We start from the raw sequence: 25,139 nt of genomic DNA, 5'->3' as shown, positions 1-25,139 counted from the left end.
GGTGAGGTGGATCGCGCCGCTGGGCTCGTCGCTGGCAAGGCGCGAGGACGAAGGAATACACCCAGTCTTTCGAGGACGAGCAACGCAGCCAGCGGCGAGATCCAGCAAGCGAGACACCGTTACCAATCCGGCGACAGACCACAAGGTCCCCGGACGAGTTTCGCTCGGACGGGGATTTCGGTCGGCAGACCGGTCGGCCCACCACGTATCCTGGTGAGATGCGTGTTCCGCGCACGTTCGTCTTCGTCGACCTCTCGGGGTTCACGAACTACACAGCTGCCTTCGGCGACGACGCCGCCGGGCGGCTTCTCAGCGCGTTCCGCACCATCGTCCGCGAGATCGCGTCCGAGCGAGGCGTGCGCATCGCCAAGTGGCTGGGTGACGGCTGCATGATCGTCGCCGTCGACCAGGCCGCGGCCATCGCCTTCACACTCGATCTCCACGATCGCTCGGGCGAGGTCTGCTCCCCGCTCACCCTGCGCGCCGGCATCGCCACCGGCTACGCCCTGTTGTTCGAGGGCGACGACTACATCGGGTCGGCCGTCAACATGGCGTCGCGCCTCTGCGACACGGCGGGAAATCACCAGGTCCTGATGCCGACGATGGGCATCGAGCAGCTGCCGCCCGGGGTCACGGCATCCCCGTTCGGCGCGGTCGAGCTCGCCGGCTTCCCCGGCGACGTGGAGGTCGTCGACCTCACGGGACGGCCCGGTCAGCTCGACAACACGGACACCGGCGAGCTCTGGACCCGCAGTCCGTTCATCTGATCTGCCGCACTCGAATGGAACCAGGTGGGCTGCTGTTGCGTCAGACTGTGCACATTCGACGCCTCGAAGGGTTCACCGACGTCATGACTGCAGCCCAATGATCACCCGGTCACGCTTCACGATCGCCATCGCGGCCACCGCCAGCGCGCTCGCCGTCACCCCGCTTCTCGTCGGCGCCAGCCCTGCCGCCGACGCTCCGGCCAAGACGCCCGTTCCGACGACGGCCCCGGTCGGGACCCCGACGGCACCGCCGCCCGGGCCGACCGTCCCGGCCGCCCCGACCACCGCCCCGGCGCAGGCCACCACGGTGCCCGTGGGCTCGCCGACCACCGCCCCCGCGGTACCGACCGAGGCACCGGGCCCCACGCCGGTCCATCCCACCGTCGTCGGCCCCAACGGCATCACCGTCACCGACAACACCGGCACGCTGAACATCACCGTTCCCACCGACTGGGTCGACGTCGACGCCCGGTCGGGCATCCGCGACGACGGCAGCCAGCGCCCGACCGTGTCGGCATCGCCCGATCTCGACGCGTGGACCAGCACGTGGACAGTGCCCGGCACGTATGCCACGGTGCTCGGGCCGAACGCCGATCCGGCCACCCTGCTGTCCGCCTACACGTTCACCAACGCGTGCACCGAAGGCGCCGTCGAGCAGTACAACGACGGTCGGCTCGTGGGGCTGCGACAGGTGTGGTCGAACTGCGACGGCACCAATACGCAGCTCGTCAACATCGCCGCCCGCTCCGCCGACAACCTCTACACGGTGTTCGCCCAGGTGCAGCTGCTCGCGCCCGACGCTGCCCTGCTCGGCCAGATCCTCGGGTCGGTCGGGGCCGTTCCCGGCACCAACCCCGGGCAGTCGCCCGCACCGCCGCCCACGCCGGCCACCCTCGGCGTCGCGCCGCCGGCCCTGCTGCAGGGTGTGGTGCCGCCGGACAGCCGCACCGTCACCGACCAGACCGGCAGGGTGTCGGTGGCCGCCCCGTCGGCGTGGACCGACGTCGTCGATGCCCCCCGCCTCAACGACGACTTCTCGGAGCGGCCGTTCGTGGCCGTCGCCCCCGACGTCGACGCCTACTTCACCGACTGGGAGGCGCCGGGCCTCGAGGTGACGGCCTATCCCTTCCGGCCCGACCCCTACACCATCATCGCCAACCAGGGTTGGCCCGACGACTGCGACGACGGCGGCCTCTACTCGGTGTCGATCCGCGGGCTCACCGGCTTGATGCAGATGTGGCTGAACTGTGGGGGGACGGCATCCCGCATCATCTCGGTCGCCGTGAGCCCGGCGTCGCAGTCGACCACGGCCTACCTCGAGATCCAGCTACCGACGTCCGACGACGCCACCCTCAGCGCCGCCCTCGCCTCCCTGACCGTCAACTGACCAGCCCTCTCTGAACGGCGCGGAGCCCGGATCCGGTCGGCCCCCGAACGCCGCGCCGCACTCCGTCGGGGGATGCTCGAAGGGGGATTCCCCCTTCGATGCGGCGATCAGCGCAGCTTGCTGCGCCGCCGCCTCTTTCAACTCTTCGTGCGAGCGCAGCGAGCTCGACTCAAACTCGCCGCAGGCGAGCGAGCGAAGCGATGCTCGCCGAGGACGAAACTCCGCGCGATCGGGGTGATTACCTTGCGCGATAGGTGGAGCGGTGAGCCCAGCCGCCGGCGGAGGTGTCCTTGTTGAGACGCTTGCTGAGGTGCAGCCCTTCGAGCACGAAGGCGACCGCCGCTGCCACCGCCGGGACCGACTGATCGCCCTCGGTCAACGCCTCGACGGGCACCCGCAGCGCGGGCACGCTGTCGACAAGGGCGGCGAGCTGCGCCGACGGAACGTCCTCTCCCGTGTCGGCGACGGCACCCTCCTCGAAGGCCTGCACCACGGCGCGGGTGGTCTCCGGCGCCACACGCTCCTTGTACACCGTGAGCACGGCGCCGCGCACGAGGTGGTCGAACACCGCTCCGCCACCGCTGTCGTCGAGCGACTCGATCTCGATCTTGCCGCCCGAGCTGGCCGCCATCGCGTCGAGGTCGTCGACCCGGGCGACCGCCGACGTCTCACCGGCGCGGAGGCCACGCCGCAGCGCGTTGGCGGCGACGGCCTCGAGGTTGGTCACCGACATGCGCACGCTGACGCCACTGCGCTGGTTGACGTGGGAGCTGGAACGGGCGAGATGGCTGACCGTGGCGATGACCTCGCCGAGGTACGACGGCACCTTGACGTCGACGCTGGGGCCGTCGGGGTGCCCGCCGAGGCGGCGTGCGGGCCACGACCGCGACTCCTGTTCCATGATCACCAGCTCGGTCTCGACCTCGAGCGGGTAGTGCGTGCGGATCTGTGATCCGAAGCGGTCCTTCAGCGGGGTGATCATCCGCCCGCGGTTGGTGTAGTCCTCGGGGTTGGCCGAGGCCACGAGCAGGAGATCGAGCGGCAGGCGGATCTGGTAGCCGCGGACCTGGATGTCCCGCTCCTCGAGCACGTTGAGCAGGCCCACCTGGATCCGCTCGGCGAGGTCGGGCAGCTCGTTGACGGCGAAGATGCCTCGGTTCGTCCGCGGGACCAGGCCGTAGTGGAGGGTCAGCTCGTCGGAGAGGTAGCGGCCCTCGGCCACCTTGATCGGGTCGACCTCACCGATGAGATCGGCGATCGACGTGTCCGGGGTGGCCAGCTTCTCGCCGTAGCGGTTGTCGCGGTGCACCCACGCGATCGGGGTGTCGTCGCCGTGCTCGGCCACGAGGTCGATCGCGTGCTTCGACACCGGGCGGTAGGGGTCGTCGTTGATCTCGCTGCCGGCGACGATCGGCATCCACTCGTCGAGGAGCCCGGTCAGCGAGCGGATGACCCGCGTCTTCGCCTGACCGCGCTCGCCGAGGAAGATGATGTCATGGCCGGCGAGGAGGGCGTTCTCCACCTGCGGCAGCACGGTGTCGTCGTAGCCGACGACGCCGGTGAACAACGGTTGGCCCGACGCGATGCGGGAGATGGCGTTGGTGCGGATCTCCTCTTTGACGCTGCGGGACTCCCATCCCGAGTCGCGCAGTTCACGGATCGTCGTCGGGCGTGCTGTCATGATGCGACGCTATCTCCGAGGTCTCCCGCCGTGCCTGTCGGCAGGTACATGTCGGCGCCGACATGCCGCCCGTGGTCTGCGGCGGACCGAGCTGGGTACGCGAAACTGGCGCGATGAAGGACGGGGCGGGGGCCGCCGTGGGACTGGCACTCGTCGCCGGCGAGATCGTCTGGGCCGACATCGACGAGCCAGCCTCCGGGGTGGAGCGTCTCACGGCCGTCGTCGAGCTGGCCGCCCTCGCATGCCTGGCGTCGATGCTCTGGCTGATGAGCTCGGCACGCTTCCCGGCGCCCGTCGGCGCGGCGGCCGTCGCCCCGATCGCCGGCACCCTTGCCGCCGCCGCGCTGGCCACGAGGCCGGCGCGGCTCCTCGCCGGCATCCGACGCGAGGCACGGGTCTGGCCGTCCATCGTTTGGCGCTCCGTCGCGGCCTTCGTGCTCATCGCAGCCCTCGTCGCCAACGCGCCGCGGTGGGGCGGCGTTGCGCTCTGGCCGGTGTCGATCGTGCTCGGCTGCGAGGCGGCGCTGTGCGCGTGGCGCATCGGCCTCGACGTCCGGCCCGTTCGCTGGTATCGCTCGTTTTTCGTCTCGGCGTTGCACTTCGGCGCGCTCGGCGCTGTGCTCGCCAGCATCGTGCGGTCGTCGGACGAGGCCGGCGACGCCCTCGAGTACTACGGCCTCTTCCACCTGCTCGCCGTTCTCGTCTGCCTCACCGCCGGGCTCCTCGACATGGTGCGCTCCGTCCAGCACGAGGCCGACGTTCGCGACGCCAACCGGATCATCGCCGAGGAGCACCGGCGGCGCGCCCACTGGCTCCACGACGATGTCTCGTCGCAGCTGCGCATCGTCAGCCTCAAAGTGCAGCACAACGCGGCGACGGCCCAGGACGTCGTGGCCCTGATCGATGACCTCGACCACACGTTGCGCCTCCGGCAGCTCGACGAGCTGCTCGCCTCGGGCACCGCCCGGCTCGCCGAGATCATCCAGCCCTATGTGCGCAACGCCCAGGGCAGCGGGGTGACGATCTCGGCGGTGCCCACCTTCGAGGACGCATCCCTCGTGGTCGGCTCCGCGACCGGTCGCACCTTCGCCCGGGCCGCATCGATCTTCACGTCGAACGCCATCCAGGCGGGCGCGACCGACATCGGCTTCCACATCTCCCACGACGACGGTGAGATCGAACTCGGCGTCGTGGACAATGCCGGCGGGTTCGACCTGGGGGACGTGCCCGCCGGTCGCGCCCTGTGGGAACTGGCCCAGACGGTGGGGCCGCGACGCCTCGCCGTCGACCGGTGCGATGGACTCACGGTGGTGAAGATCCGTATCCCCCTCGAGGAGAGCGAGACCGATGGCGTCGTTGCTGATCGTTGACGACGCCCGCGCCCTCACCGAGCTGTTCGCCGAGGCGATCCGCTCCAGTGGCGGCCACGACGTCCGGATCGCCAGTCGCATCGCCGACGTGCCGGGCATGGTGGCCGACCATCCGGGCCTCGACCTCGCGCTCGTCGACCTCTCGTTCCCGCAGGAACGCGGGTCGGGGCTCGACGCCCTGGCGGCGATCCATACGATGTCACCGGCGACGGCCCTGGCGATCGTCACCCAGGGTGACGAGTGGGTGGCCCAGCTGCTCCGCGACGCGTGGGAGTTGCTGCCGATCGCGACCGTGATCTCCAAGAGCGCGCCGCTCGCGTTCCAGCTCGACGCCATCGAGGAGGTGCTGCGCACCGGGTCGTCGCCCGTCGACCCGGCGATCCGACCGCTGGTGCCGGCCGTCAAACCAGCCCTGCGCACGGTGGCCCGGTTCGCCCTGCTCGTGCCGCACGCCGGACATGCCAAGTTGTGGGCCGCGCTCCTCGACGCCGCGCCGGGGACCACGTACAAGCAGATCGCCGACGCCACCGGCCTGCGCCTGAACACCGTGAAGAACTACCGGGCGTCGCTGCTCGGCGAGCTGATGCTGCACGGCCTCGACGAGCCCGGGCTCGAGGAGATGCGCGAGTTCGCCGTGCGCTGCCGCCCGTTCCTCGTGCCCCACGTGACGACCGCCCTCGAGCGGGCCCGATGAACGGGAAGCGGATCCGCGACGGCGTGCTCGCCCTGGCCATCGGATTCGGCCTCGGCACGGCGGCGATCGAGGCCGACGGCCTGCGCACGCTGTTCCGATCCGGCGATCGGCTCGGTGACGTCGACTTCTTCCGGTACTGCAACACCCGCTTCGACGACAAGGCCACTGCCAGCCTCGTCGGAGACGACGCTTCGTCGTGGCGCTGCGTGATCCGTGACCCGATCCTCAACTTCGTCAACGTCAACGTCGACGACGCGTGCAGCCGCCAGTACGACGTGCCGGCGAAGGGTCGCTTCGACGACCCCGAGGACCCGTACTCGTGGGAGTGCTCCGTCAGGTGAGCAGCGGGGGCGCCGGACGGCCGCGACGCCGGTGGTGGCTGTCGCTCGGGATCGCTCAGAGCGAGGTCTCGCCGGCGCCGATCCGCAGGAGGAGCTCCCCTTGTGCCTCGAGACCGGCCAGGGCCGTGAGCGGGTCGACCGGGTCGTGCAGCAAAGCGTAGGTCGCCGACCAAAGGACGTCGTCGACTTCACCGGCCGTCAGCGCCAGGAGACCGGCGGCCGCGGGACCGTCGTCCATGGCGGCCAACTGGTCGTAGCCGACCCGTAGCTCCGGGTGCGCGGCCCACGCATCGACGAGCACCGGCTCGTGAAGCACCGACCGGCGCGGTGGCACGCAGCCGGTGGCGGCGGCCAGTTCGGCGAGCGCCCCCGGCTCGGTGAGGTGGTCCACCACCCGCTGGGCGGCCCCGGCCCGGCTCGGATCGCCGGTGTCCATCACCCAGAGCGCCCCGCCGCCGACCTGGCCGCCCACGCCGGGGAGGGGCGCCGCACCCAGCCGTGACTCGGGGAAGACGCCGGTCTCGAGCACGGCGATGACGTCGCCGAGGGCGGCCGACGTGTGCAGGGTGAACGCCGCGTCCGCCGTCTCGGTGGTGATGCGGAGCAGGTCGTCGTAGCCGCCGCCGCTCGTGTCGATCCACACGAAGGCGCCGTCGGCCAGGCCGTCGCGCAGCCACTGGATGTCGGCGGCGATCGACTCGGTGGCGAAGACGAGATCGTCGACCGGCTCGCCCCCGCGACCGTTGGCGGGGATGCCCACGATCTCCCCGCGCTGCGCGGGGAACTGCTTGATGAACCACGGTCCATACGTCGCCTGGAGCACCATCCCGTGACGCGCCACGCCGGCGGCGACCACCGCGTCGGACATGCGGCGCAACGCAGCGAGATCGCCCGGCGGATCGGCCGGATCGAGACCGGCCGCCTCGAGGAGCGCGGCGTTGTAGACGAGCACTGGGGTCGACACGTTGTACGGCGTCGCGACAAGTTGGCCGTCGACCTCATAGGTGGCCTCGACGACGGGAAGAAGGTCGTCGAGCGGAGCGCTGCCGGGGCATTCCGACCGGGGGATCGTCGAGCCGCTGCTGGCCAGGTTCAACGTGGCCGTCTCGTTGGCAAGCACGAGATCGGGCAGGTCCTCCGAGTCGACGGTCGCCAGGGCGTCGACGAGCATCGGATAGTTGGGGTGCTTGACGGCGGAGACGGTGATCTCGTCCTGCGAGCGGTTGAGCTCGTCGATCCGCTCGCCGAGCTCCCGTTCGAGGGCGTCACCCAGGGGGTGCCACAACGTCAGCTCGACGGGCCCCGATGGTTCGACACAGCGCGGGCCGCCCGTCTCGCCGGCGCCCCCGGCGCGGACGGGGCCGACCGCCAGCGCCGCGGCAGCGACCGCCATCGTCGTGGTCCTCCATCCCCGCCTGTGGACGTGCTGCTGCAAGTGCTGGTCCATCATGCCGCCTACCCCTCCGGCCGATCGTCGCGTGCTGCGGACCTGCAGCCTACGCGTGGCGTGGACGGCGCGGCCCACGGGAGCGGGGCACGACCAGACGGCCCAACATGTTCTCGGCGACATGTCGGCAACACCCTTATGCCCGACGGCGAATGTGGGTACGTTCGCTCCACGGACGCCGGAGCGGACAACCGGCGTCCAGGCAGGCTCGCCCGACCGTCGCCCGGCCCGGCGGCGGTCGGGCAGCGTCTGCCCGTGTTCCGCCCGTTCGGTGTGGTGGCGATCGGTAGCGTGGCGCCGATGCAGCTGGATGGCGCCTGGCGGGCCCTCGAGGCCGACGACGACCTGCGCCGTGACGGCACCGGGCTCGACGTCGACGACAGCGTCTGGCCCGAGGTCGTGGTGCCCGGGCACTGGCGGTCCCATCCGGACCTGTCCTCGAGCGACGGTCCCATCCTCTACCGCCGCCGGTTCTCGCGGCCCCGGCCCGACGCCGGTCAGCGCCGATGGATCACGTTCGACGGCATCTTCTACCAGGCCGACGTGTGGCTCGACGGGGCGTACCTCGGCGATCCCCAGGGCTACTTCTTCGCCCACACCTTCGACATCACGGCGCTGTCGCAGATGGCCGACGATCACGTGCTCGCCGTGGAGGTCACCTGCGCCCCGGAGAAGGGCACGACGGGGCGGCGCAACATCACCGGCCTGTTCCAGCACTCCGAGGCCGTCGCTCGCGACTGGAACCCGGGAGGGCTGTGGCGCTCGGTGCTCGTCTACGACACCGGGCCCGTCCGGCTCGACCGGGTCCGAGTGCTCTGCCGTGACGCCGACGAGACCCGCGCGCACGTGCTCGTCCACGCCCGGCTCGACTCGGCCGAGGCCCGCACGGTCCGCCTGCGCACCACCGCCGACGGCACGGTGGCCGGCGAGACCGAACACGCCCTGGCCGCCGGGGTCAACGAGATCGAGTGGTCGCTCGATCTCCCCAACCCCACGCTCTGGTGGCCCCGGGCACTCGGCGGCCAGCACTTGACGACGATCGAGGTCGAGGTGCTCGTCGACGGCGCCGTCAGCGACCGCCGCTCTCGGCGGACCGGGCTGCGCGAGGTGGCGTGGGCCGACTGGGTGTGCTCGATCAACGGGGAGCGGCTGTTCCTGAAGGGCGCCAACCTGTTGCCCACCCGCCCGGGCCTCGCCGACGCGACCCCGGCGAAGGTGCGCGGCGACGTGGAGCTGGCGGTCGAGGCGGGACTCGACGCGTTGCGCGTGCAGGCCCACGTGGCGGCCGACGAGCTGTACGACGCCGCCGACGAGTTGGGCATCCTGTTGCTGCAGGACTTCCCCATGCAATGGAGCTACGGCCGCACGATCCGCCGCGAAGCCGTCCGGCAGGCCAAGGAGATGGTGTACTCGCTCGGGCATCACCCGTCGATCGTCCAATGGTGCGCCCACGACGAACCGGTTCCCGACGCCCCGCAGCTCGAAGGCGACTCCCGTGCCAAGCGCGTCCGCCGCCTCGTGCGGCAGCAGCTCCCGACGTGGAACAAGTCGGTGCTCGACCGCTGGGTGAAGCGGGCGATCGAGTCGTCCGACCCGACGCGGCCGACGGTGGCCCACGGTGGCGTGCTCCCCCACCTGCCACAACTCGACGGCACGGATAGTCATCTCTGGCTGGGCTGGCACCGCGGTGAGATCGGCGACCTCGCCGAGGCCGCCCGGACGGTGCCCCGCCTCGTCCGCTTCGTGAGCGAGTTCGGCGCCCAGTCCGTCCCGGCCAGCGCCGGTGAGTTCGTCGACACGTCGGCGTGGCCGGAGCTCGACTGGGAAGCGCTGGAGCAGCGTCATGGCCTCGAGGTGGACGTCATGCGACATCGTCACCCGCCGGAGAACTTCGCCACCTTCGCCGCCTGGCGGACCGAGACGCAGCGCTACCAGGCCGAGCTCCTGCGCAGCCACATCGAGACGCTGCGCCGACTGAAGTACCGGCCGACCGGCGGCTTCTGCTTCTCGTGGCTGGCGGATCCGGCCCCCATGCTGTCGGCATCGGTGCTCGACCACGATCGGCAGCACAAGCTGGCCTGGGCCGCCGTCGTCGAGGCCTGCCGGCCGATCATCGTCGTCACCGATCCGCTGCCGGCCACGGTGGCGCCGGGGCAGCGACTCGATCTCGCCTTGCACGTGGTGAATGATCTACGCACCGCCGTCGACGCCACGGTCGCGGTCACCGCGTCGTGGCGTGGCGGGCACCGGCAGTGGGGATTCCGTGGCGATGTCGCTGCCGACGCCTGCGAACTGGTCGGCCGCATCGACCTGACGGTGCCGGACCATCCCGGCGAGATCCTCCTCGGCATCGCCCTCAACGGCACCGATGAGGACGGCAGGCCGGTCAATGCCACGCGCCGTGCCGGCGCCCGCGTCCTCCAGCCGGAGTAGCGGTCGATCCTGCGGCACACGCGGCAGGTGCCATCGCGGCCGTACGCTGGCTCCTCCCCGAATCTCGCTGGAGGCCTGCTTGAACACGCGCACCGATCTGCGCAACGTGGCGATCGTCGCTCACGTCGACCACGGAAAGACGACGCTCGTCGACAAGATGCTCTGGCAGTCCGGCGCCTTCCGTTCCAATCAGGACGTCAACGAGCGGGTCATGGACTCGATGGACCTGGAGCGCGAGAAGGGCATCACGATCCTCGCCAAGAACACGGCCGTGCGCTACGGCACCGGCGACGACGCGGTGACGATCAACATCGTCGACACACCGGGTCACGCCGACTTCGGCGGCGAGGTCGAGCGGGCCCTGTCGATGGTGGACGGCGTGCTGTTGCTCGTCGACGCGTCCGAGGGCCCCCTCCCCCAGACGCGCTTCGTCCTGCGCAAGACGCTCGAAGCCAAGCTGCCGGTCATCCTCGTCATCAACAAGGTCGACCGCCCCGACGCCCGCATCGCCGAGGTGGTGCACGACGTCGAAGAGCTCTTCTTGGACCTCGACGCCGACGTCGACCAGCTCGACTTCCCGATCGTCTACTGCGTGTCGCGCGAGGGCAAGTCGTCACTCGACCGACCGGCCGACGGCGCCGGTCTCCCCGACGGCAACTCCCTCGAGCCGCTGTTCCAGCTGCTCCTCGACCGCATCCCGGCTCCGACGTACGACCCCGAGGTGCCGCTGCAGGCGCTGGTCACCAACCTCGACGCCTCGCCGTACGTCGGCCGCCTGGCGCTGTGTCGGGTCCGGTCGGGCACGCTGCAGAAAGGCAAGCCGGTGGCGTGGTGCCGCGCCGACGGCACCATCGAACGGGCTCGCATCGCCGAGCTCTACGTCACCGAAGCCCTCGACCGGGTACCGGCCGAGTCGGCCGGGCCGGGCGAGATCGTGGCCGTCGCCGGCATCCCCGAGATCACGATCGGCGAGACGCTCGCCGATCCCGACGATCCGCGCCCGCTGCCGGTGATCACCATCGACGAACCGAGCCTGTCGATGACGATCGGCATCAACACGTCGCCCCTCGCCGGGCGCGACGGGACCCAGCTCACGGCGCGGTTGGTGAAGAACCGCCTCGACGCCGAGCTCATCGGCAACGTGTCCATCCGGGTGCTCCCCACCGAGCGGCCCGACACGTGGGAGGTGCAGGGACGCGGCGAGTTGCAGCTCGCCGTCCTCGTCGAGATGATGCGCCGCGAGGGCTTCGAGCTCACCGTCGGCAAGCCCCGGGTTCTCACCCGCGAGATCGACGGCGTCACCTGTGAGCCGGTCGACCGCCTCACAGTCGACGTGCCCGAAGAGTTCATGGGCGTCATCACGCAGCTGCTCGCGCTGCGCAAGGGCCGCATGGAGCAGATCGTCAACCACGGCACCGGCTGGGTGCGGCTCGACTACCTCGTGCCGGCCCGCGGTCTCATCGGATTCCGCACCGAGCTGCTCACCGAGACCCGCGGCACGGCGCTGCTCCACCACGTGTTCGAGCGCTACGAGCCGTGGGCGGGAGCGATCCGCGCCCGGTCGCGTGGCTCGCTGGTCGCCGATCGCACCGGACCGACCACGGCCTATTCGCTGTTGTCGCTGCAGGACCGCGGTCAGCTCTTCGTCGGTCCGGCCGTCGACGTGTACGAGGGCATGATCGTCGGCGAGAACGCTCGCGCCGACGACATGGACGTCAACCCGACGAAGGAGAAGAAGCTCACCAACGTCCGCTCGTCGACGTCGGACAACTTCGAGAAGCTGATCCCGCCGCGGCCGATGTCGCTGGAGCAGGCGCTCGAGTTCATCGCCGAGGACGAGTGCGTGGAGGTCACGCCGACGGCGGTGCGCCTGCGCAAGGTGATCTTCGACCAGACCGAACGCGGCCGGCTCGCCAAGCGCGCCAAGTCGCTGGCGTAGCGGCCGGCACCGTCACGTCGGGTGCTCGTCGCGAAGGGCGGCGAGCATGTCGACCACGTGCCGCATCACGACGTCCGTCGCTTCGCGCACCTGGGCCGGCGTCGCCGTGCTCGTGCCGCCGACGAGGGCCCGCACGTCGATCGGCTCGCCCACTTTGGAGATCACCTCCGGGCGACGCACGACGTTGAGCAACAAGCCGAGCAGGATCCGCTTGCGACCGACCAGCCGGTGGGCTCCCGACATGGCGACGGGCACGATCGGCGCTCCGGTCCGCACGGCCAGTCGGACGGCACCCGTCTTGGCCCGCTCGGGCCACTTGTCGGGATCGCGGGTGATGCGGCCCTCCGGGAACAGCCCGATCGCCTCGCCGCGCTCGAGGGCTTCGGCCGCGGCATCGAGGGCATGGGTCGCCGAGGCCGACCCGCGGTTGACGGGGATGAACCCCAGGCGGCGGAGCAGCCGGCCGAGCACCGGGACCTTGAACACCCCGGCCGTGGCCAGCAGCCGGAGCGAACGCCCGAGGCGTCGGCACGCCAGGGCCAGCAGCACCCCGTCGGCGTAGCTGGTGTGGTTGGCCACGACGATGATCGGCCCGTCGGGCAGCCGCCGGGCCACGCGGCCCCGACCACGCTGGCGCTCCACGCTCACCCGCGCCGTCAGCGCCACGACGGCGCTGACGACCGTGGCCAGCAGGCCGTAGAGGACGCCGCCCCTGCTCGGTCGCCGACTCATGCCGCCGGACTGTAGGGCACCCGGACCTGGGGCGGCAGGCATCCGCCATCAGCCGAGCGACGCTACAGAATCGCCTGTTGCGTCCCGGATCGGCCAAAGTCTCTGTCGTGACCACCGCTGTCCTGCTGCTGTCGTGCCCGGACGACCAGGGAATCGTCGCCGCCGTCTCCGATTTCATCGCCCGCCACGACGGCAACATCGTGCACGCCGACCAGCACGTCGATCCGGTGGGTGTCGGCGCCGGACCGGTGTTCTTCCAGCGGATCGAGTTCGTCCTCGACGGCTTCGGACTGGCCCGCGACGAGATCGCCCCGGCGTTCGCCCCGATCGCCGAGCGCTTCGGCATGGAGGTGGCGCTGCGGTTCTCGGATCATCGGATCCGCACGGCACTGCTGGCGTCGAAGCAGCCGCACTGTCTCGCCGACCTGCTCGTTCGCTGGTCGTCGGGCGAGCTGCCATGCGACGTCAGCGTCGTGGTGGCCAACCACCCTGATCACGCCGCGTTGTGCGCAGGCCTCGGCGTGCCGTTCGTCCACCTGCCGGTCGACGAGCGCGGCCAGGCGGTCCAGGAGCAGCAGGTGCTGGACACGCTCGCCGAGCACGACACAGAGTTGGTCGTCATGGCCCGCTACATGCGCGTCCTATCGCCGACGGCGATCGCCGCCTACCCCAACCGCATCATCAACATCCACCACTCGTTCCTGCCGGCGTTCATCGGCGCCAACCCGTATCGGCAGGCGCACGACCGCGGGGTCAAGCTGATCGGCGCCACGGCGCACTACGCCACCGACGACCTCGACGAGGGACCGATCATCGACCAGGCGACGACGCGGGTCAGCCATCGCGACGATGTCGCCCGCCTCACGCGCGCAGGCCGTGACCTCGAGACGACGGTGCTGGCCCGCGCCGTGCGGGCCCACCTCGAACACCGCGTGCTGGTGTACGGCCACAAGACCGTGGTGTTCTGAGCCGGATCGGGCGGGCGGCGCCCGCCCGGGCGATCAGAGCGGGTTGAGGGAGATGTCGAGGCAGTCGTTGCCGACGCGCTTGCCATCCTCGCCCGGCGCCGGACGGTGGAGGATCGCCTTGGTGGGCGACACGGTGACGGTGGCGGCCTCGGCGTCGCTCGTGGTGGTGCCGTCGACGAGCAGGCTGTAGCCGCCAAGCTCGAGCGGGGGCCACACGAGCGTGGCGACGGGGTTGGACTCGACGTTCGCCAACGTGTGACGGCCGATGCCGCCGAGCACCACCGAGCCGTCGACCACGTCGGGCGTGACGGCGAGGACGTGGGCCCGGCCCTCGGTGCTGACCGACACCAGGTAGGCGAATCCGTACTCGCCGATCTTGGCGGCGAGCTCGTCGAGGTCGACCTTCACGCTCATGGGGCGACGGTACCAGCGACGGTCACGACTGTGGCACGACGAGGCCGTACCACGGCCCTGCGGCGAGGTCGTCCTCGACGATCGACCGGTCCTCCGGATCGATGACCTCCACCGCACGAGCCGCGGCCAGCTCCACCTCGGCCTCGTCGAGGCGGCCGAGGCACGCCAGCGCCCGGGCCATCGCCTCGTGGGCGTAGGCCAGGTCGAAGTCCTTCAACCCGGCGTCGGCGGTCACGGCGGCGCATCGTTCGGCGTGGTGCAGGGCGAGGTCGCCGTGCCCGAGCACGGCGTGCACACGCGACAACAGCCACGAGGCGCGTGCCGCGTTCTCCGGACCCCGCCTCGCCGCCCGGCGCCAGTGGTAGGAGGCGGCGTAGGCGCGTCCGAGCAGGTCGTCGACCTCGTCGGCACCGAAATCGTCGCGGTCGTCGCGGCCGAGCAGCTCCCAGGTGGAGTTGTTGGCCTCGACGCCGTGACGGCGGTGGTCGTCGCCGTCGGAGGTCTCCGGCGATCCGAGGTCGGCCGTCTGCGCCGGCAGTCCCGATCCGGTCTCGACGAGCGACTTGAGCGAGCCGAGCACCCAGGGCCAGCCGGCACCGACGCTGGCCGACGTTGCCGGGCTGAGCCCGAGGTCGCGATGGACCGTGGTGACCCTGGTCAGGCCGTCACCGGCGCTCGCCAGTTCCCACTCCACCCGCCCGGGCGGTTCCTCGGCCATCGTCACGTCGTACAGGGCCCGCCAGGTCATGACGAGTCGGTGCGGAGGGTCGACCTCCTCGATCGTGCCGACGACGGAGTCGGAGCCGTCCGGAGCGACGAATCGATACGGCGCGCCCGGTTCGAGGACGGCCTCGAACCGTTGGGCGTGGAAGTAGCGCCGGGTGAACTCGGGGTCGACGATCGCCTCCCAGACGCGCTCGATGTCGGCGCGGATGAACGTCTGGAACACATGCAACGGCTTGGTCATGAGTTCTCCTCCGGCGAGATGAAGCGGCCTGCGTGGCCGGGGAACGCACTGAACGGCTTGGTCATGAGTTCTCCTCCGGCGAGATGAAGCGGCCTGCGTGGCCGGGGAACGCACTGAACGGCTTGGTCATGAGGTGCGGTCTCCTTCGAGGTGGCGCCGGAGCCCGACGAGGGCCTCGGTGGTGACGGCGGCGTACTTCGAGGTCCAGCGGTCGTGGATCTCGCGGATGGGAACGGGATAGAGGTAGTGGAACTTCGTGCGCCCGGCCTTGTAGGTGACCACGAGGCCGGCCTCGGCGAGGACGGCGAGGTGCTTCATCACGCCGAACCTGGTCAGCGCCGGAAGGACGTCGCAGAGCTCGCCGAGCGACTGGCCATCGGTCCGGAACAGGGCGTCGAGCAGCGCACGGCGACCGGGATCGGCAAGTGCCTTGAACACCCGATCGTCGGCGACATCGGCCGGATCGACAGCATCCCCGGTTCCGTCCACGAACGCCAGAATATGTGACTATTAAGTCACCTGTCAATCTCCCGACTATCCCGATCGCAAGAGTCGGGATTGCAGCTACGCTGGTGCGCCCAGACCGCTGCGACCCGCGTTCGATGAATCCGTCTCAGCTCCTGGACATCGCAGCCACATCCTGACTTCTCACAAGGAGAGCGCACATGGCCGTTCGTCTCGGCGACACCGCACCGGACTTCACCGCTGACACCACGCAGGGCACCATCAACTTCCACGAGTGGCTCGGCGACTCGTGGGGCGTGCTGTTCAGCCACCCCAAGGACTTCACGCCGGTCTGCACCACCGAACTCGGCTACGTCGCCAAGATCAAGCCGGAGTTCGAGAAGCGCAACGTCAAGGTCATCGGGCTGTCGGTCGACCCGGTCGAGTCCCACGTGAAGTGGGAGGGCGACATCGAGGAGACCCAGGGCACCGCTGTCAACTTCCCGATGATCGGCGACCCCGACCGCAAGGTCGCCGACCTCTACGACATGATCCACCCGAACGCCAACGACACGATGACGGTGCGCTCGGTGTTCGTGATCGGTCCGGACAAGAAGGTGAAGCTGACCATCACCTACCCGGCCTCGACCGGCCGCAACTTCGACGAGATCCTGCGCGTGATCGACTCGCTGCAGCTGACCGCCGGGTACAAGGTCGCCACGCCGGCCAACTGGCAGCACGGCGGCGACGTCATCATCGTCCCGGCCGTCTCCGACGACGAGGCCAAGGACCTCTTCCCCGGCGGTTGGGACGAGCAGAAGCCGTACCTCCGGGTCACCAAGCAGCCCAACCTGTGACACGCCGGGAGCGCCGGGCGCTCCCACTCCCTCAGCGAGGACCGGTTCTGGCCGGTCCTCGCTTCGCGCTCCGGCCCAGAACTGACTCGATGGGTTTCGTCACGATCCAGCCCCAGATCGCCGAGTGGCACGATCGACGTGCGCCCGCCGAACGGAAGTGCCGACCCAGCGCGCTCCCAACAGGCTGTTGCGGTTTGTGGTCGCTCGGGTGTGGGCGATCGTGGGCGCGGCGGTCGTGTTGGTGACTTGTGTCGGTCGTGGCTGGCGGTGTCCGGGGTGGGAGTCTTGCCGTGTCGTTGTTGCCCGTGTGCTGGGTTCTATGTGGGAGGCAGGCCGACGGTTGAGAGCTTGAGCAGGTTGTGCGTGGTTGCGATCAGTCGCCACTCGGCGGTGACAGCGACGAGTCCCCGATGCATGAATCGCTGGATCTGGCGGTTGTGTTTGATATCGCCGAAGACGGGCTCAACGGTGTGTTGTCGTTGCTTGTAGAGCGCTGTTCCCTCGGGTGTGCGGAGCCGGTGTTCCATCGCTTCAGCCGGCGTGGCATCCGGCGGTGGTGGCCCGCTGGTTGCTCCGCGTTCTTTGAGTTGTTGGCGCAGCTTGTAGCTCTTGGTCGTCGCGATGAGTCGACGTGGTCCTCGGGTGGTGGCGTTCTTGTCGCTCCAGTAGCCGGCATCGAACAGCATCATCCCGATCCGACGACGCTCGCCGATCTTGTTCAGGTTCGTTCGGGTCATCTTCATCATCGGCCGGCACTGCGTCGAGTCGCTGCCGATGTTGGTGACGGTGGCGGCGAGCACGACGCCGTGTTGATTCACCGCGGCCTGAGCGTTGTATCCCTGGACCCAGCCACCCTTCGCGGTCGGCATGACTCGACTGTCGGGATCGGTGGTGTTCGCCCGGTCCACCTTGTCGCTCGTTGCCGTCTCCGATGAGGCCTTGGCTGCCTGTTCGGCACGGATCTTGTCCAGTCGCCGTAACGCCCGTTTGACCTCGTGATCGTCGCCACGTGGAGCGAACCCGCTCGGCCGCCGCCCCCGAGCCCGCGCACGAGCCTCGGCTTCGGCACGGCGTTTCGCCGCTCGCCGCCGGTAGTACTCGACGCGGGCCTCGGCGTGAGCGACCGGGTCGTCATCTTTGGAGGGCGGCGGGAACCCGTGCCCGTCACGGACCGCCCGACGGATCACCGCGCGACGCATGGAATCGTTGGCCTCGCGTCGTTTCCGTTTCGCTTTCAACTGCTCGAGCGCCGCGTCCAACCGTCGCCGCCGATCCTGCCGAGTGGCCAGGTCCTTGGGCAGTTCATCGCCGCGACGATCGCCGAACTCGGCGTCTTCGGCGGTGTCGACAGCGTTGGCCTCGGCCATCATCGCCGCCACCTCAGCGTTGATGTGCTCTTCGCTGCGGCTGGCCTTGATCGATGCATCCGCCGCGATCTTCGTGCCATCCACCGCGACGACACCGACGGTGGTCAAGCCCGCCTGCTTGCACAACAGCAACACCTCGACGAACAACGCCTCGGCGTGTTCTTGATGCACCTGACGGAACCGGGCGATCGTCGTGTGGTCCGGCGCGTCGTTGGCGCAGATCACCCGATAGGCGACATCCACCTCACAGAGCCGTTCGATCTTCCTGCTGGAACGCTGACCGGTGCAATACGCATACAGCAGCAACGCCAGCAACATGTCCGGGTCGTACGCCCGCCGGCCAACCCCATCATTCGGGTGCCGCTCATGCAACCGCGACGTGTCGATCCGTTCAACGACATCGACGATCAGCCACACCAGATGGTCCTCGGGCAACCACTCCCGCACATCCGGCGGCAACAGAAACAACTGATCACGATCCACCCGCCGATACCCGAACGCCATCACCCGATCATGCCCAACCACACTAAACCCGAGCGCGATAGTCAACAATCAAACCGCAACAGCCTGCTGCGAGCGCGCTGGGTCGGCACTTCGGCAGGGCCGTCGGGCCTCTCTCGTCTTCTGCTCGCGGGAGGTCGGGCCGCTTCGCCGGTGACGGCTGCTGCTCCGAAGAGCCGACGACCGACGACGGCACGCCAGCCTCACGAGCAGACAATCGTGCCGAAGCAAAGCGAACACGCCCGTACCCGACCCACAGGTCCGACAAGAGCGCCCGAAAACGCGACCACAGCAGTACACGAATCGCAACCATCAATTCCTGTACTGCTGAGGTTGCAGAAACGCGACGAGAGACGGCTGAGAATCGGTGTTCAGCGGCCGGTGAACCGGGCGGGTCGCTTCTCGAGGAACGCCGTGCGGCCCTCGACGGCGTCGGCGCTCGCCCACGCCGCGGCGCGGGCCGCTTCGACGTCGGCGTCGGGCTGCGGTTCGGCGGCCGATCGTTCCAGGGCCAGCTTGTGCCCGGCGATCGTGAGTGGCGCGAGGCCGGCAATCTCGTCGGCCCACGCCAGCGCGTCGTCCAGCGTGCCGAGGCGATGCACGGCGCCGACGGCGTGGAGCCGGGCGCCGTCGAACGTCTCGGCGGCCACGAGCATCGCCCGGGCGACCGACGGCGTGAACTGCTGACTCAGTCGCCGAACGGTCCAGTGGTCGACGACGAGCCCCAGGCGGGCGGCCGGGATCCCGAACCGGCTCGCCGGTGTGGCGACCCGCAGGTCGCACACCGATGCCAGTTGCGACCCCGCCCCGAGCGCAGCGCCGTCGATGGCGCCGACGACCGGGATCGGCAGCGCGGTGAACCCGCGCAGCACCGTGGCGAGGGCGGCGGCGAACTCGCCCTCCTCGACGCCCGTGAGGTCGGCGCCGGCACAGAACGCCGGTGGCTCACCGGTGAGCACGACCGCCCGCGTGCCGTCGCCGCGAACCTCGTCGATCACGCCGGCGAGCGCCAGCAGCGTGGCGTGATCCACGGCGTTGCGGCGCTCCGGCCGATCGAGGGTCAGCACGGTGACCGCGCCGCGACGTTCCGTTCTCATCAGTGCCTCCAGCGTGCGCCCGGGTGGTCCGGGAGGTCCTCGTCGCGGGCCGTGCCGACCGGGTGGCCCGCCCGTACCATGTCGGCCGACTCTATGACGGCCGCCCCCGACCCGAAGGATCCGCCCCGGAACGATCCGGCCGACGACGACCCCGTCCGCCGCCGGCGCGAGCAGGTGCGCCGAATCGTCGGCCTGGCCAACCGCCTGGGCTATCTCCTGCTGGTCGTGGCGATCGTCGTGTTCTTCGTCGGCGTCGCCACCGACTTCACGTCGACGAAGGCCGGCATCATCGTCGGCACGCTGGTGGCGTCGTGCGTGCTCCTCGCCCCGACCATCGTGCTCGGGTACGCCGTGAAGGCCGCCGACCGGGACGATCGCGAGCGAGGCCTCTGACGGCCGGGCGCGAGCGCCCGATCGTCCCGACGCTTGTTACCCTCGGGTAAGTATGTCGGCGCGACTCTCTGCCAGTGATCGTCGTGAGCAACTCCTGCGGGTTGCCCTCACCACGTTCGCCCGTGCCGGGTACCACGAGACGTCGATGAACGACATCGCCGACGCCGCCGGCGTCACCAAGCCCGTCCTGTACCAGCACTTCGAGTCCAAGAGAGAGCTGTACCACGCCCTCCTCGAGTCGGTCGGCGAGGAGATGGTGCTCGCCGTCACCGTCGCCGCCAGCGGCGTCACGAGCGGGCGGGAGCAGACACGCCTCGGCTTCCGCGCCTACTTCCGCTGGGTCAGCGAGAACCGCGACGCGTTCACGCTCCTGTTCGGCGGCGGGTCGCGCCAGGACGTCGAGTTCGCCCGCGCCGTCCGGCGGTTCACCGACGCCGCCGCCCGGGCCATCGCCCCGCTGATCGCCGCCGGCATCGACCGCGATCATCAGCTCACCCTGGCTCACGCCATCGTCGGGATGTCCGAGGGCGCCAGCCGCCGCCTCGTCGAGCACGGTCGTGAGTTCGACGCCGACGTGATGGCCGACCAGCTGAGTGACCTCGCCTGGGCCGGTCTGCGTGGCCTCGCCCAGACCGCCACGGACGGTCAGGCCAGCGAGTCGCAGTTGGCCACCGCCGCCGGCGACTGATCGCTGCCCCGGCGTCCGGGCCGACCGGCGACGTCAGGGCTGACGCAGGACGAGGCCGCGGTACCCGTCGCTGAACCCGCGCGACTTCACGGCCGCCGTGACCCACGCCGCCTCGGGAGCCGACGCCAGCTCGTTGCCGTTGATCTTGCGGATCTCGACCGACCGGGACGGACCGTCCTGCACCTGGCCGACGAGGGCGTCGACCCACCCGTCGTCGTCGGCCGCACCCGCGAACGTGACGAGATGGTGAGACCGGCGGTCGTGCCAGATCAGGGGCACGCCACCACGCATCACCACCAGCGCCGCACCGATGCGGGCAGGGCGGCCCGGTGACTCTGGCCACGCCAGGCTGGCGCCGTACGGCTGGGCCGGATCGGCCGCCGACAACGCCACCACCTCGGCCGGCGGGGCGTCGAGGTCGTCGGGCCGGCGCATCGACCGGAGACGGTCGACGGCGCCGGGGACGGCGAACTGCGCAGCGCCCAAGCCGCTGACGAAGTACCCGCGGCGGACCTGACCCCGCTCCTCGAGCACCTTGAACACGCCGTACACCGACGAGAACCCGCCGACGACGCCTTCGGCCAGCACCGCCTCACGGGTGACCACGCCGTAGCGCTCGGCCAGTTGCAGGGCGGCGGCATGGGCCGACGCCGTTGGCGTGGGCGCCGGCTGGAGCAGCGGGGCGACGAGGCTCCATCGGCCCGACCCGGCAGCCGGTCCGATGCGTCCCAGCCGGGTGGGCCGGCCGCGGCGCATCGGGCGACCACCGCCGACCGCCTTGCGCGCGGCGCCGGAGGTGAAGGCGCGCAGGGCGACGAGCGAGTCGTTGGTGACCTCGCCGGCCCAGACGAGGTCCCACAGCGCGGCGACGAGCTCCGTGTCGGTGGGCCCGACCACGCCGCTGCGCAGCTGGCCCCAGAACATCGCCCCGCCGGCGGCCAGGACGGCGCGGATGTCGTCGTGCACCCGTCCCACCACCGCATCGGCGGACTCGCTGCGATCCCAGCTCGGCGCGAGCACGGCGAGCTGGTCGGCGAAGCACAGCCGGATGCGACCATCGTTGGCGCCGACGGCGCCACTGCCGACCCACACCACCTCGCCCGCCGCGCAGAGCTCGTCGAGCATCGCCGGCCGGTAGTTGGCGACGCGGGCGGGCAGGATGTCGCGCTCGAGCGCCGAGGCGACCAGCGGCGCGCCGGAGAGCACGCCGATGGTCTCGACGAGCGCCTCCAGCCCCTTCCTCGTGCGCGACACGCCCGACCACGCCGGGAGGAACTGGGCCAGCGCCTCCTGGTCGACCGGCTCCACCTCACGCCGGAGCACGGCGAGGGACCGACGGCGGAGCTGGCGCAACACGTCGAGATCGCACCACTCGCGCCGGACCCCGCCGGGACGGAACTCGCCCCGAACGAGGCGGCCCTCGGCCTCGAGCGCGGCGAGAGCGCCGACGATGCGCGGCTCGGGCGCCCCGAAGCGGACGGCGACGTCGCGCTCGAGGAACGGCCCGTGCGTGCGGGCGTAACGGGCGACGAGATCCTCGAGCGGGCGCGGCACCGGATCGGTGAAGACCTGCGGGAGCCCGAGTGGCAACGCGCAGCCGAGCGCATCTCTGTACCGGGCGGCGTCCTCGGCCGCGACGTAGCGCTGCTCGCCGGCGATGCCGACCTCGATGGCCCGGCGCTCGGCAACGAGGGCGTCGATCATCGGCCCCGGATCGCCCTCGCAGCGCAGCCCGAGGTCGGCGAGGGTGAGATCGCCGACGCGGCGCAGCACGTCGTGCAGCTCGTCGGCGGAACGGGCGCGCCGCCCGTCGGACAGCCGCTGGAGGTCGAGCTCGACGTCGGCGAGCACGTCGGCATCGAGCAGCTCACGCAGCTCCTCGGCGCCGAGCAGGTCGGCGAGCAGATCACGGTCGAGCGCCAACGCCGCGGCCCGCCGCTCGGCGAGCGGGGCGTCGCCCTCGTACATGTAGGCGGCGATCCAGTTGAACAGCAGGCTCTGAGCCATCGGCGAGGGCTTCGACGTCTCGACGTTGACCACCCGCACGGCGCGCGATCGCAGCTGCCCGAGCACCTCGCGCAGCGCCGGCACGTCGAACACGTCCTGCAGGCACTCACGCGATGCCTCGAGCAGCACGGGGAACGTCGGATGCTTGGCGGCGACGGCGAGCAGGTCGGCGGCTCGCTGGCGTTGTTGCCACAGCGGCGTGCGCTGGCCGGGCCGGCGCCGGGGCAGGAGCAACGAGCGCCCGGCGCACTCGCGGAACCGTGACGAGAACAGCGCCGTCTGCGGCAGGGTGGCCACCACCAGCTCGTCGATGTCGTCGGGGTCGATGGTGAGGGCATCCATCGGGACGAGGTCGTTGGTGGTGGGGTCGGCGGCCTCGGGGAGGCGGAGCACGATGCCGTCGTCGCCCCACATCGACTCGACGGGGATGTCGAAGTGATCGGCCAGGCGCCGTTCGATGGCCATCGCCCACGGCGCGTGCACCGGCGTGCCGAACGGGCTGAGGATGCAGACCCGCCAGTCGCCGATCTCGTCGCGGAAGCGCTCGACGACGACGGTGCGGTCGTCGGGAACCACTCCGGTGGCCTCGGCCTGCTCGCCGAGGTACTGCAGCAGGTTGGAGGCGGCGAACTCGTCGAGGGCGTGGTGCTCGCGCAGCCTGGTCATCGCCGTCTCGGGTGGCAAGGCGCGCAGCTCGCGGACGAACGCGCCGAGCGCTCGGCCGAGCTCGAGCGGGCGGCCTGGCCGGTCGCCGTGCCAGAACGGCATCTTGCCCGGCTGGCCCGGCGCCGGCGTGACGGTGACCCGCTCGAACGTGATGTCCTCGATGCGCCACGTGGACGCGCCGAGCAGGAACGTCTCACCCGGCCGGCTCTCGTACACCATCTCCTCGTCGAGCTCACCGACGCGGGTGCCGTCGGGCAGGAAGACGCCGAACAGCCCGCGGTCGGGGATGGTGCCGCCTGACGTGACGGCGAGGCGCTTGGACCCGTCGCGGGCGCGCAGCGTGTCGTTCACCCGGTCCCACACGAGGCGGGGGCGCAGCTCGGAGAACTCCTCCGACGGATACCGGCCGGCGAGCATCTCGAGCGTGTTGGTGAGCAGCTCGTCGGAGAGCTCGGCGAACGTGGCCGTGCGGCGGACCATCGCCGCCACGGCCGACACCGGCAGTTCGGTGTGGGCGCTGACGTGGGCGACGATCTGCTGGGCGAGCACGTCGAGCGGGTTGCGCAGGTAGTGCGTGTGCTCGATCTCGCCGTCGATCATGCGTCGCGTGACCACGGCGGCTTCGAGGAGGTCGCCGCGATGCTTCGGGTAGATCGTGCCCTTCGACGGCTCACCCACCTGGTGGCCGGCGCGACCGATGCGTTGGAGACCCCGACTGACCGCGCCCGGAGATTCCACCTGGATGACGAGGTCGACGGCGCCCATGTCGATGCCCAGCTCCAGGCTGCTGGTGGCGACGATGGCCCGCAACGTGCCGCGCTTGAGCTCGTCCTCGACGATCACCCGCTGCTCGCGGGCCAGCGAGCCGTGGTGCGCCTTGACCAGGTCGAAGGCGTGCTCGCCCTCCTCGTTGAGCCCGATCCCCTGCTCCTCGGCCAGTTCGTTGAGCTTGGCGGCGAGACGCTCGGCCTGACGGCGGGCGTTGCAGAAGACGATGGTCGACCGGTGGGCGAGGATCTGCTCGAGAATTCGCGGGTAGATGGACGGCCAGATGCTGGCCCGGCGCGGCGTCATCGCCAGGTCGGCCGGTCCGCTGTACATGCCGTCGACCGGCTGTTGCGGCTGGGGCAGGTCGGTCATGTCCTCGACCGGGATGACGACGTCGACCTCGAGCGGCTTGGAGATGCCGGCGTCGACGATGGCGACCTCGCGCGGCTGGCCCGGCCCGGTGCCGTCGCTGTCGTGCTGGCCGCCGAGGAAGCGGGCGATCTCCGACAGCGGCCGCTGCGTGGCGGAGAGCCCGATGCGCTGGGGCGGGCGGGCGGTGATCTCCTCGAGCCGCTCCATCGACACCGCGAGGTGGGCACCGCGCTTGGTGGCGGCCATGGCGTGGATCTCGTCGATGATCACGGTTTCGACGCCCACGAGCGTCTCGGCGGCGTTCGACGTGAGCATCAGGTAGAGGCTCTCGGGGGTGGTGATCAGGAGGTCGGGCGGCTTGCGGGCCAGCGCCTGACGGTCCTTGGCGGACGTGTCGCCGGTACGCATGGCGACCTCGATCGGGTGGAACGTCGCCGGTCCCCCCGTCCCGCCGTTCCCCTCGTCGGGGGCCGACCGGCCGGCGCCGAACAGTCGCTCGTGGGCGAGGCCGATGCCGGCGAGCGGCGCTCGCAGGTTCTTCTCGACGTCGAAGGCGAGGGCTCGCAAAGGCGAGATGTACAGCACCCGCGTGCGGTGCTTGCGCTCGTCGGGCGGCGGCGTGGTGACGAGCCGGTCGATCGAGGTGAGGAAGGCCGCGAGCGTCTTGCCGCTTCCCGTGGGGGCGCAGATCAGCGTGTGCTTGCCGGCGACGATGGCCGGCCAGCCCTGGATCTGCGGCGGCGTTGGCGTGGGGAACGACGCGGCGAACCACGCCCGCACGGCGGGCGAGAAGGCGTCGAGCACGGGATGAGCGGCGATACGGCGATCGTACCGATGCC

At 70.5% G+C, this 25,139-nt stretch carries 20 protein-coding genes; 11 read left to right on the top strand and 9 right to left on the bottom strand.

Annotated features, from left to right (window positions below; all coding sequences use genetic code 11):
- Positions 1-218: 218 nt before the first annotated feature.
- A complete protein-coding gene (locus DN771_RS22945; RefSeq protein WP_116999898.1) occupies positions 219-767 on the top strand; it encodes an adenylate/guanylate cyclase domain-containing protein in 549 nt (182 codons plus the stop codon).
- A 97-nt stretch (positions 768-864) separates the two neighbouring features.
- The gene (locus tag DN771_RS22940; RefSeq protein WP_116999897.1) at positions 865-2,154 is read left to right on the top strand and encodes a hypothetical protein; all 1,290 of its coding nucleotides are present in this window, start codon (positions 865-867) and stop codon (positions 2,152-2,154) included.
- Between the two features lie 238 nt (positions 2,155-2,392).
- Here the strand turns inward: DN771_RS22940 and DN771_RS22935 are convergent, their stop codons facing one another.
- Entirely contained in the window at positions 2,393-3,835 is a 1,443-nt protein-coding gene (locus DN771_RS22935; RefSeq protein ID WP_116999896.1) for a magnesium chelatase ATPase subunit I, read from the bottom strand.
- Between the two features lie 113 nt (positions 3,836-3,948).
- Here DN771_RS22935 and DN771_RS22930 point away from each other — a divergent pair, with 113 nt between their 5' ends.
- Genes DN771_RS22930 through DN771_RS22920 form a run of 3 tightly spaced genes read left to right on the top strand, consistent with a single transcriptional unit; the run spans position 3,949 to position 6,240 of the window.
- Complete coding sequence (locus tag DN771_RS22930) at positions 3,949-5,205, top strand: sensor histidine kinase (protein ID WP_116999895.1); 1,257 nt, start codon at positions 3,949-3,951, stop codon at positions 5,203-5,205.
- Positions 5,183-5,899, top strand: coding sequence for a helix-turn-helix domain-containing protein (locus tag DN771_RS22925; RefSeq protein WP_116999894.1), 717 nt, complete (start codon positions 5,183-5,185; stop codon positions 5,897-5,899). The genes DN771_RS22930 and DN771_RS22925 overlap by 23 nt, the downstream gene beginning before the upstream one ends.
- A complete protein-coding gene (locus tag DN771_RS22920; protein WP_116999893.1) occupies positions 5,896-6,240 on the top strand; it encodes a hypothetical protein in 345 nt (114 codons plus the stop codon). Before DN771_RS22925 ends, DN771_RS22920 begins: the two co-directional genes overlap by 4 nt.
- A gap of 55 nt (positions 6,241-6,295) precedes the next feature.
- Here the strand turns inward: DN771_RS22920 and DN771_RS22915 are convergent, their stop codons facing one another.
- Entirely contained in the window at positions 6,296-7,633 is a 1,338-nt protein-coding gene (locus tag DN771_RS22915; RefSeq protein WP_162942298.1) for an extracellular solute-binding protein, read from the bottom strand.
- 309 nt (positions 7,634-7,942) lie between these two features.
- On the opposite strand from DN771_RS22915, the gene DN771_RS22910 reads away from it, so the two are divergent.
- Both DN771_RS22910 and typA read left to right on the top strand, forming a co-directional pair.
- Complete coding sequence (locus DN771_RS22910) at positions 7,943-10,120, top strand: glycoside hydrolase family 2 protein (protein WP_162942297.1); 2,178 nt, start codon at positions 7,943-7,945, stop codon at positions 10,118-10,120.
- Positions 10,121-10,199: 79 nt separating this feature from the next.
- Positions 10,200-12,059: a translational GTPase TypA gene (gene typA / locus DN771_RS22905; RefSeq protein ID WP_116999891.1), complete on the top strand. Its 1,860-nt coding sequence runs from the start codon at positions 10,200-10,202 to the stop codon at positions 12,057-12,059.
- Between the two features lie 12 nt (positions 12,060-12,071).
- Here typA and DN771_RS22900 read toward each other — a convergent pair whose 3' ends face one another.
- Positions 12,072-12,791 (bottom strand): lysophospholipid acyltransferase family protein, encoded by a 720-nt coding sequence (locus tag DN771_RS22900; RefSeq protein ID WP_162942296.1) that lies wholly within the window; start codon positions 12,789-12,791, stop codon positions 12,072-12,074.
- A 107-nt stretch (positions 12,792-12,898) separates the two neighbouring features.
- Between DN771_RS22900 and purU the strand changes: the two genes are divergently transcribed.
- On the top strand, positions 12,899-13,759 hold the full coding sequence (gene purU, locus DN771_RS22895) for a formyltetrahydrofolate deformylase (protein WP_116999889.1): 861 nt from the start codon (positions 12,899-12,901) through the stop codon (positions 13,757-13,759).
- Positions 13,760-13,792: 33 nt separating this feature from the next.
- Here the strand turns inward: purU and DN771_RS22890 are convergent, their stop codons facing one another.
- The 3 genes from DN771_RS22890 to DN771_RS22880 form a co-directional block, all read right to left on the bottom strand.
- Complete coding sequence (locus tag DN771_RS22890) at positions 13,793-14,173, bottom strand: pyridoxamine 5'-phosphate oxidase family protein (RefSeq protein ID WP_116999888.1); 381 nt, start codon at positions 14,171-14,173, stop codon at positions 13,793-13,795.
- Between the two features lie 22 nt (positions 14,174-14,195).
- Positions 14,196-15,140, bottom strand: a complete 945-nt coding sequence (locus DN771_RS22885) for an SRPBCC family protein (protein ID WP_116999887.1) — start codon at positions 15,138-15,140, stop codon at positions 14,196-14,198.
- A gap of 126 nt (positions 15,141-15,266) precedes the next feature.
- Complete coding sequence (locus DN771_RS22880; RefSeq protein ID WP_116999886.1) at positions 15,267-15,629, bottom strand: ArsR/SmtB family transcription factor; 363 nt, start codon at positions 15,627-15,629, stop codon at positions 15,267-15,269.
- Positions 15,630-15,805: 176 nt separating this feature from the next.
- Here DN771_RS22880 and DN771_RS22875 point away from each other — a divergent pair, with 176 nt between their 5' ends.
- A complete protein-coding gene (locus DN771_RS22875) occupies positions 15,806-16,441 on the top strand; it encodes a peroxiredoxin (RefSeq protein ID WP_116999885.1) in 636 nt (211 codons plus the stop codon).
- Between the two features lie 317 nt (positions 16,442-16,758).
- Here DN771_RS22875 and DN771_RS22870 read toward each other — a convergent pair whose 3' ends face one another.
- Positions 16,759-18,312, bottom strand: coding sequence for a transposase (locus DN771_RS22870; protein WP_116999884.1), 1,554 nt, complete (start codon positions 18,310-18,312; stop codon positions 16,759-16,761).
- Between the two features lie 368 nt (positions 18,313-18,680).
- Positions 18,681-19,406, bottom strand: coding sequence for an enoyl-CoA hydratase-related protein (locus DN771_RS22865; RefSeq protein WP_116999883.1), 726 nt, complete (start codon positions 19,404-19,406; stop codon positions 18,681-18,683).
- A gap of 93 nt (positions 19,407-19,499) precedes the next feature.
- On the opposite strand from DN771_RS22865, the gene DN771_RS22860 reads away from it, so the two are divergent.
- Both DN771_RS22860 and DN771_RS22855 read left to right on the top strand, forming a co-directional pair.
- A complete protein-coding gene (locus DN771_RS22860; protein WP_116999882.1) occupies positions 19,500-19,799 on the top strand; it encodes a hypothetical protein in 300 nt (99 codons plus the stop codon).
- A gap of 52 nt (positions 19,800-19,851) precedes the next feature.
- Complete coding sequence (locus DN771_RS22855) at positions 19,852-20,487, top strand: TetR/AcrR family transcriptional regulator (protein WP_116999881.1); 636 nt, start codon at positions 19,852-19,854, stop codon at positions 20,485-20,487.
- A 33-nt stretch (positions 20,488-20,520) separates the two neighbouring features.
- Here DN771_RS22855 and DN771_RS22850 read toward each other — a convergent pair whose 3' ends face one another.
- Positions 20,521-25,104, bottom strand: a complete 4,584-nt coding sequence (locus tag DN771_RS22850; protein WP_116999880.1) for an Lhr family helicase — start codon at positions 25,102-25,104, stop codon at positions 20,521-20,523.
- Positions 25,105-25,139 lie beyond the last annotated feature (35 nt).

This window comes from Desertimonas flava (assembly GCF_003426815.1).
GTDB classification, from domain to species: domain Bacteria; phylum Actinomycetota; class Acidimicrobiia; order Acidimicrobiales; family Ilumatobacteraceae; genus Desertimonas; species Desertimonas flava.
Note: the sequence above shows the minus strand (reverse complement) of the source record. Positions and strands in the feature narration are given on the sequence as shown.

Excerpts from the sequence above, each read along its gene's own strand:
- DN771_RS22885 (WP_116999887.1), bottom strand. The coding sequence starts at position 15,140 with ATGACCAAGCCGTTGCATGTGTTCCAGACGTTCATCCGCGCCGACATC.
- DN771_RS22925 (WP_116999894.1), top strand. The coding sequence starts at position 5,183 with ATGGCGTCGTTGCTGATCGTTGACGACGCCCGCGCCCTCACCGAGCTG.
- DN771_RS22900 (WP_162942296.1), bottom strand. The coding sequence starts at position 12,791 with ATGAGTCGGCGACCGAGCAGGGGCGGCGTCCTCTACGGCCTGCTGGCC.
- DN771_RS22935 (WP_116999896.1), bottom strand. The coding sequence starts at position 3,835 with ATGACAGCACGCCCGACGACGATCCGTGAACTGCGCGACTCGGGATGG.
- DN771_RS22875 (WP_116999885.1), top strand. The coding sequence starts at position 15,806 with ATGGCCGTTCGTCTCGGCGACACCGCACCGGACTTCACCGCTGACACC.
- DN771_RS22930 (WP_116999895.1), top strand. The coding sequence starts at position 3,949 with ATGAAGGACGGGGCGGGGGCCGCCGTGGGACTGGCACTCGTCGCCGGC.
- DN771_RS22915 (WP_162942298.1), bottom strand. The coding sequence starts at position 7,633 with ATGGCGGTCGCTGCCGCGGCGCTGGCGGTCGGCCCCGTCCGCGCCGGG.
- DN771_RS22920 (WP_116999893.1), top strand. The coding sequence starts at position 5,896 with ATGAACGGGAAGCGGATCCGCGACGGCGTGCTCGCCCTGGCCATCGGA.
- DN771_RS22855 (WP_116999881.1), top strand. The coding sequence starts at position 19,852 with ATGTCGGCGCGACTCTCTGCCAGTGATCGTCGTGAGCAACTCCTGCGG.
- DN771_RS22945 (WP_116999898.1), top strand. The coding sequence starts at position 219 with ATGCGTGTTCCGCGCACGTTCGTCTTCGTCGACCTCTCGGGGTTCACG.
- DN771_RS22865 (WP_116999883.1), bottom strand. The coding sequence starts at position 19,406 with ATGAGAACGGAACGTCGCGGCGCGGTCACCGTGCTGACCCTCGATCGG.
- DN771_RS22890 (WP_116999888.1), bottom strand. The coding sequence starts at position 14,173 with ATGAGCGTGAAGGTCGACCTCGACGAGCTCGCCGCCAAGATCGGCGAG.
- DN771_RS22870 (WP_116999884.1), bottom strand. The coding sequence starts at position 18,312 with ATGGCGTTCGGGTATCGGCGGGTGGATCGTGATCAGTTGTTTCTGTTG.
- DN771_RS22860 (WP_116999882.1), top strand. The coding sequence starts at position 19,500 with ATGACGGCCGCCCCCGACCCGAAGGATCCGCCCCGGAACGATCCGGCC.
- DN771_RS22940 (WP_116999897.1), top strand. The coding sequence starts at position 865 with ATGATCACCCGGTCACGCTTCACGATCGCCATCGCGGCCACCGCCAGC.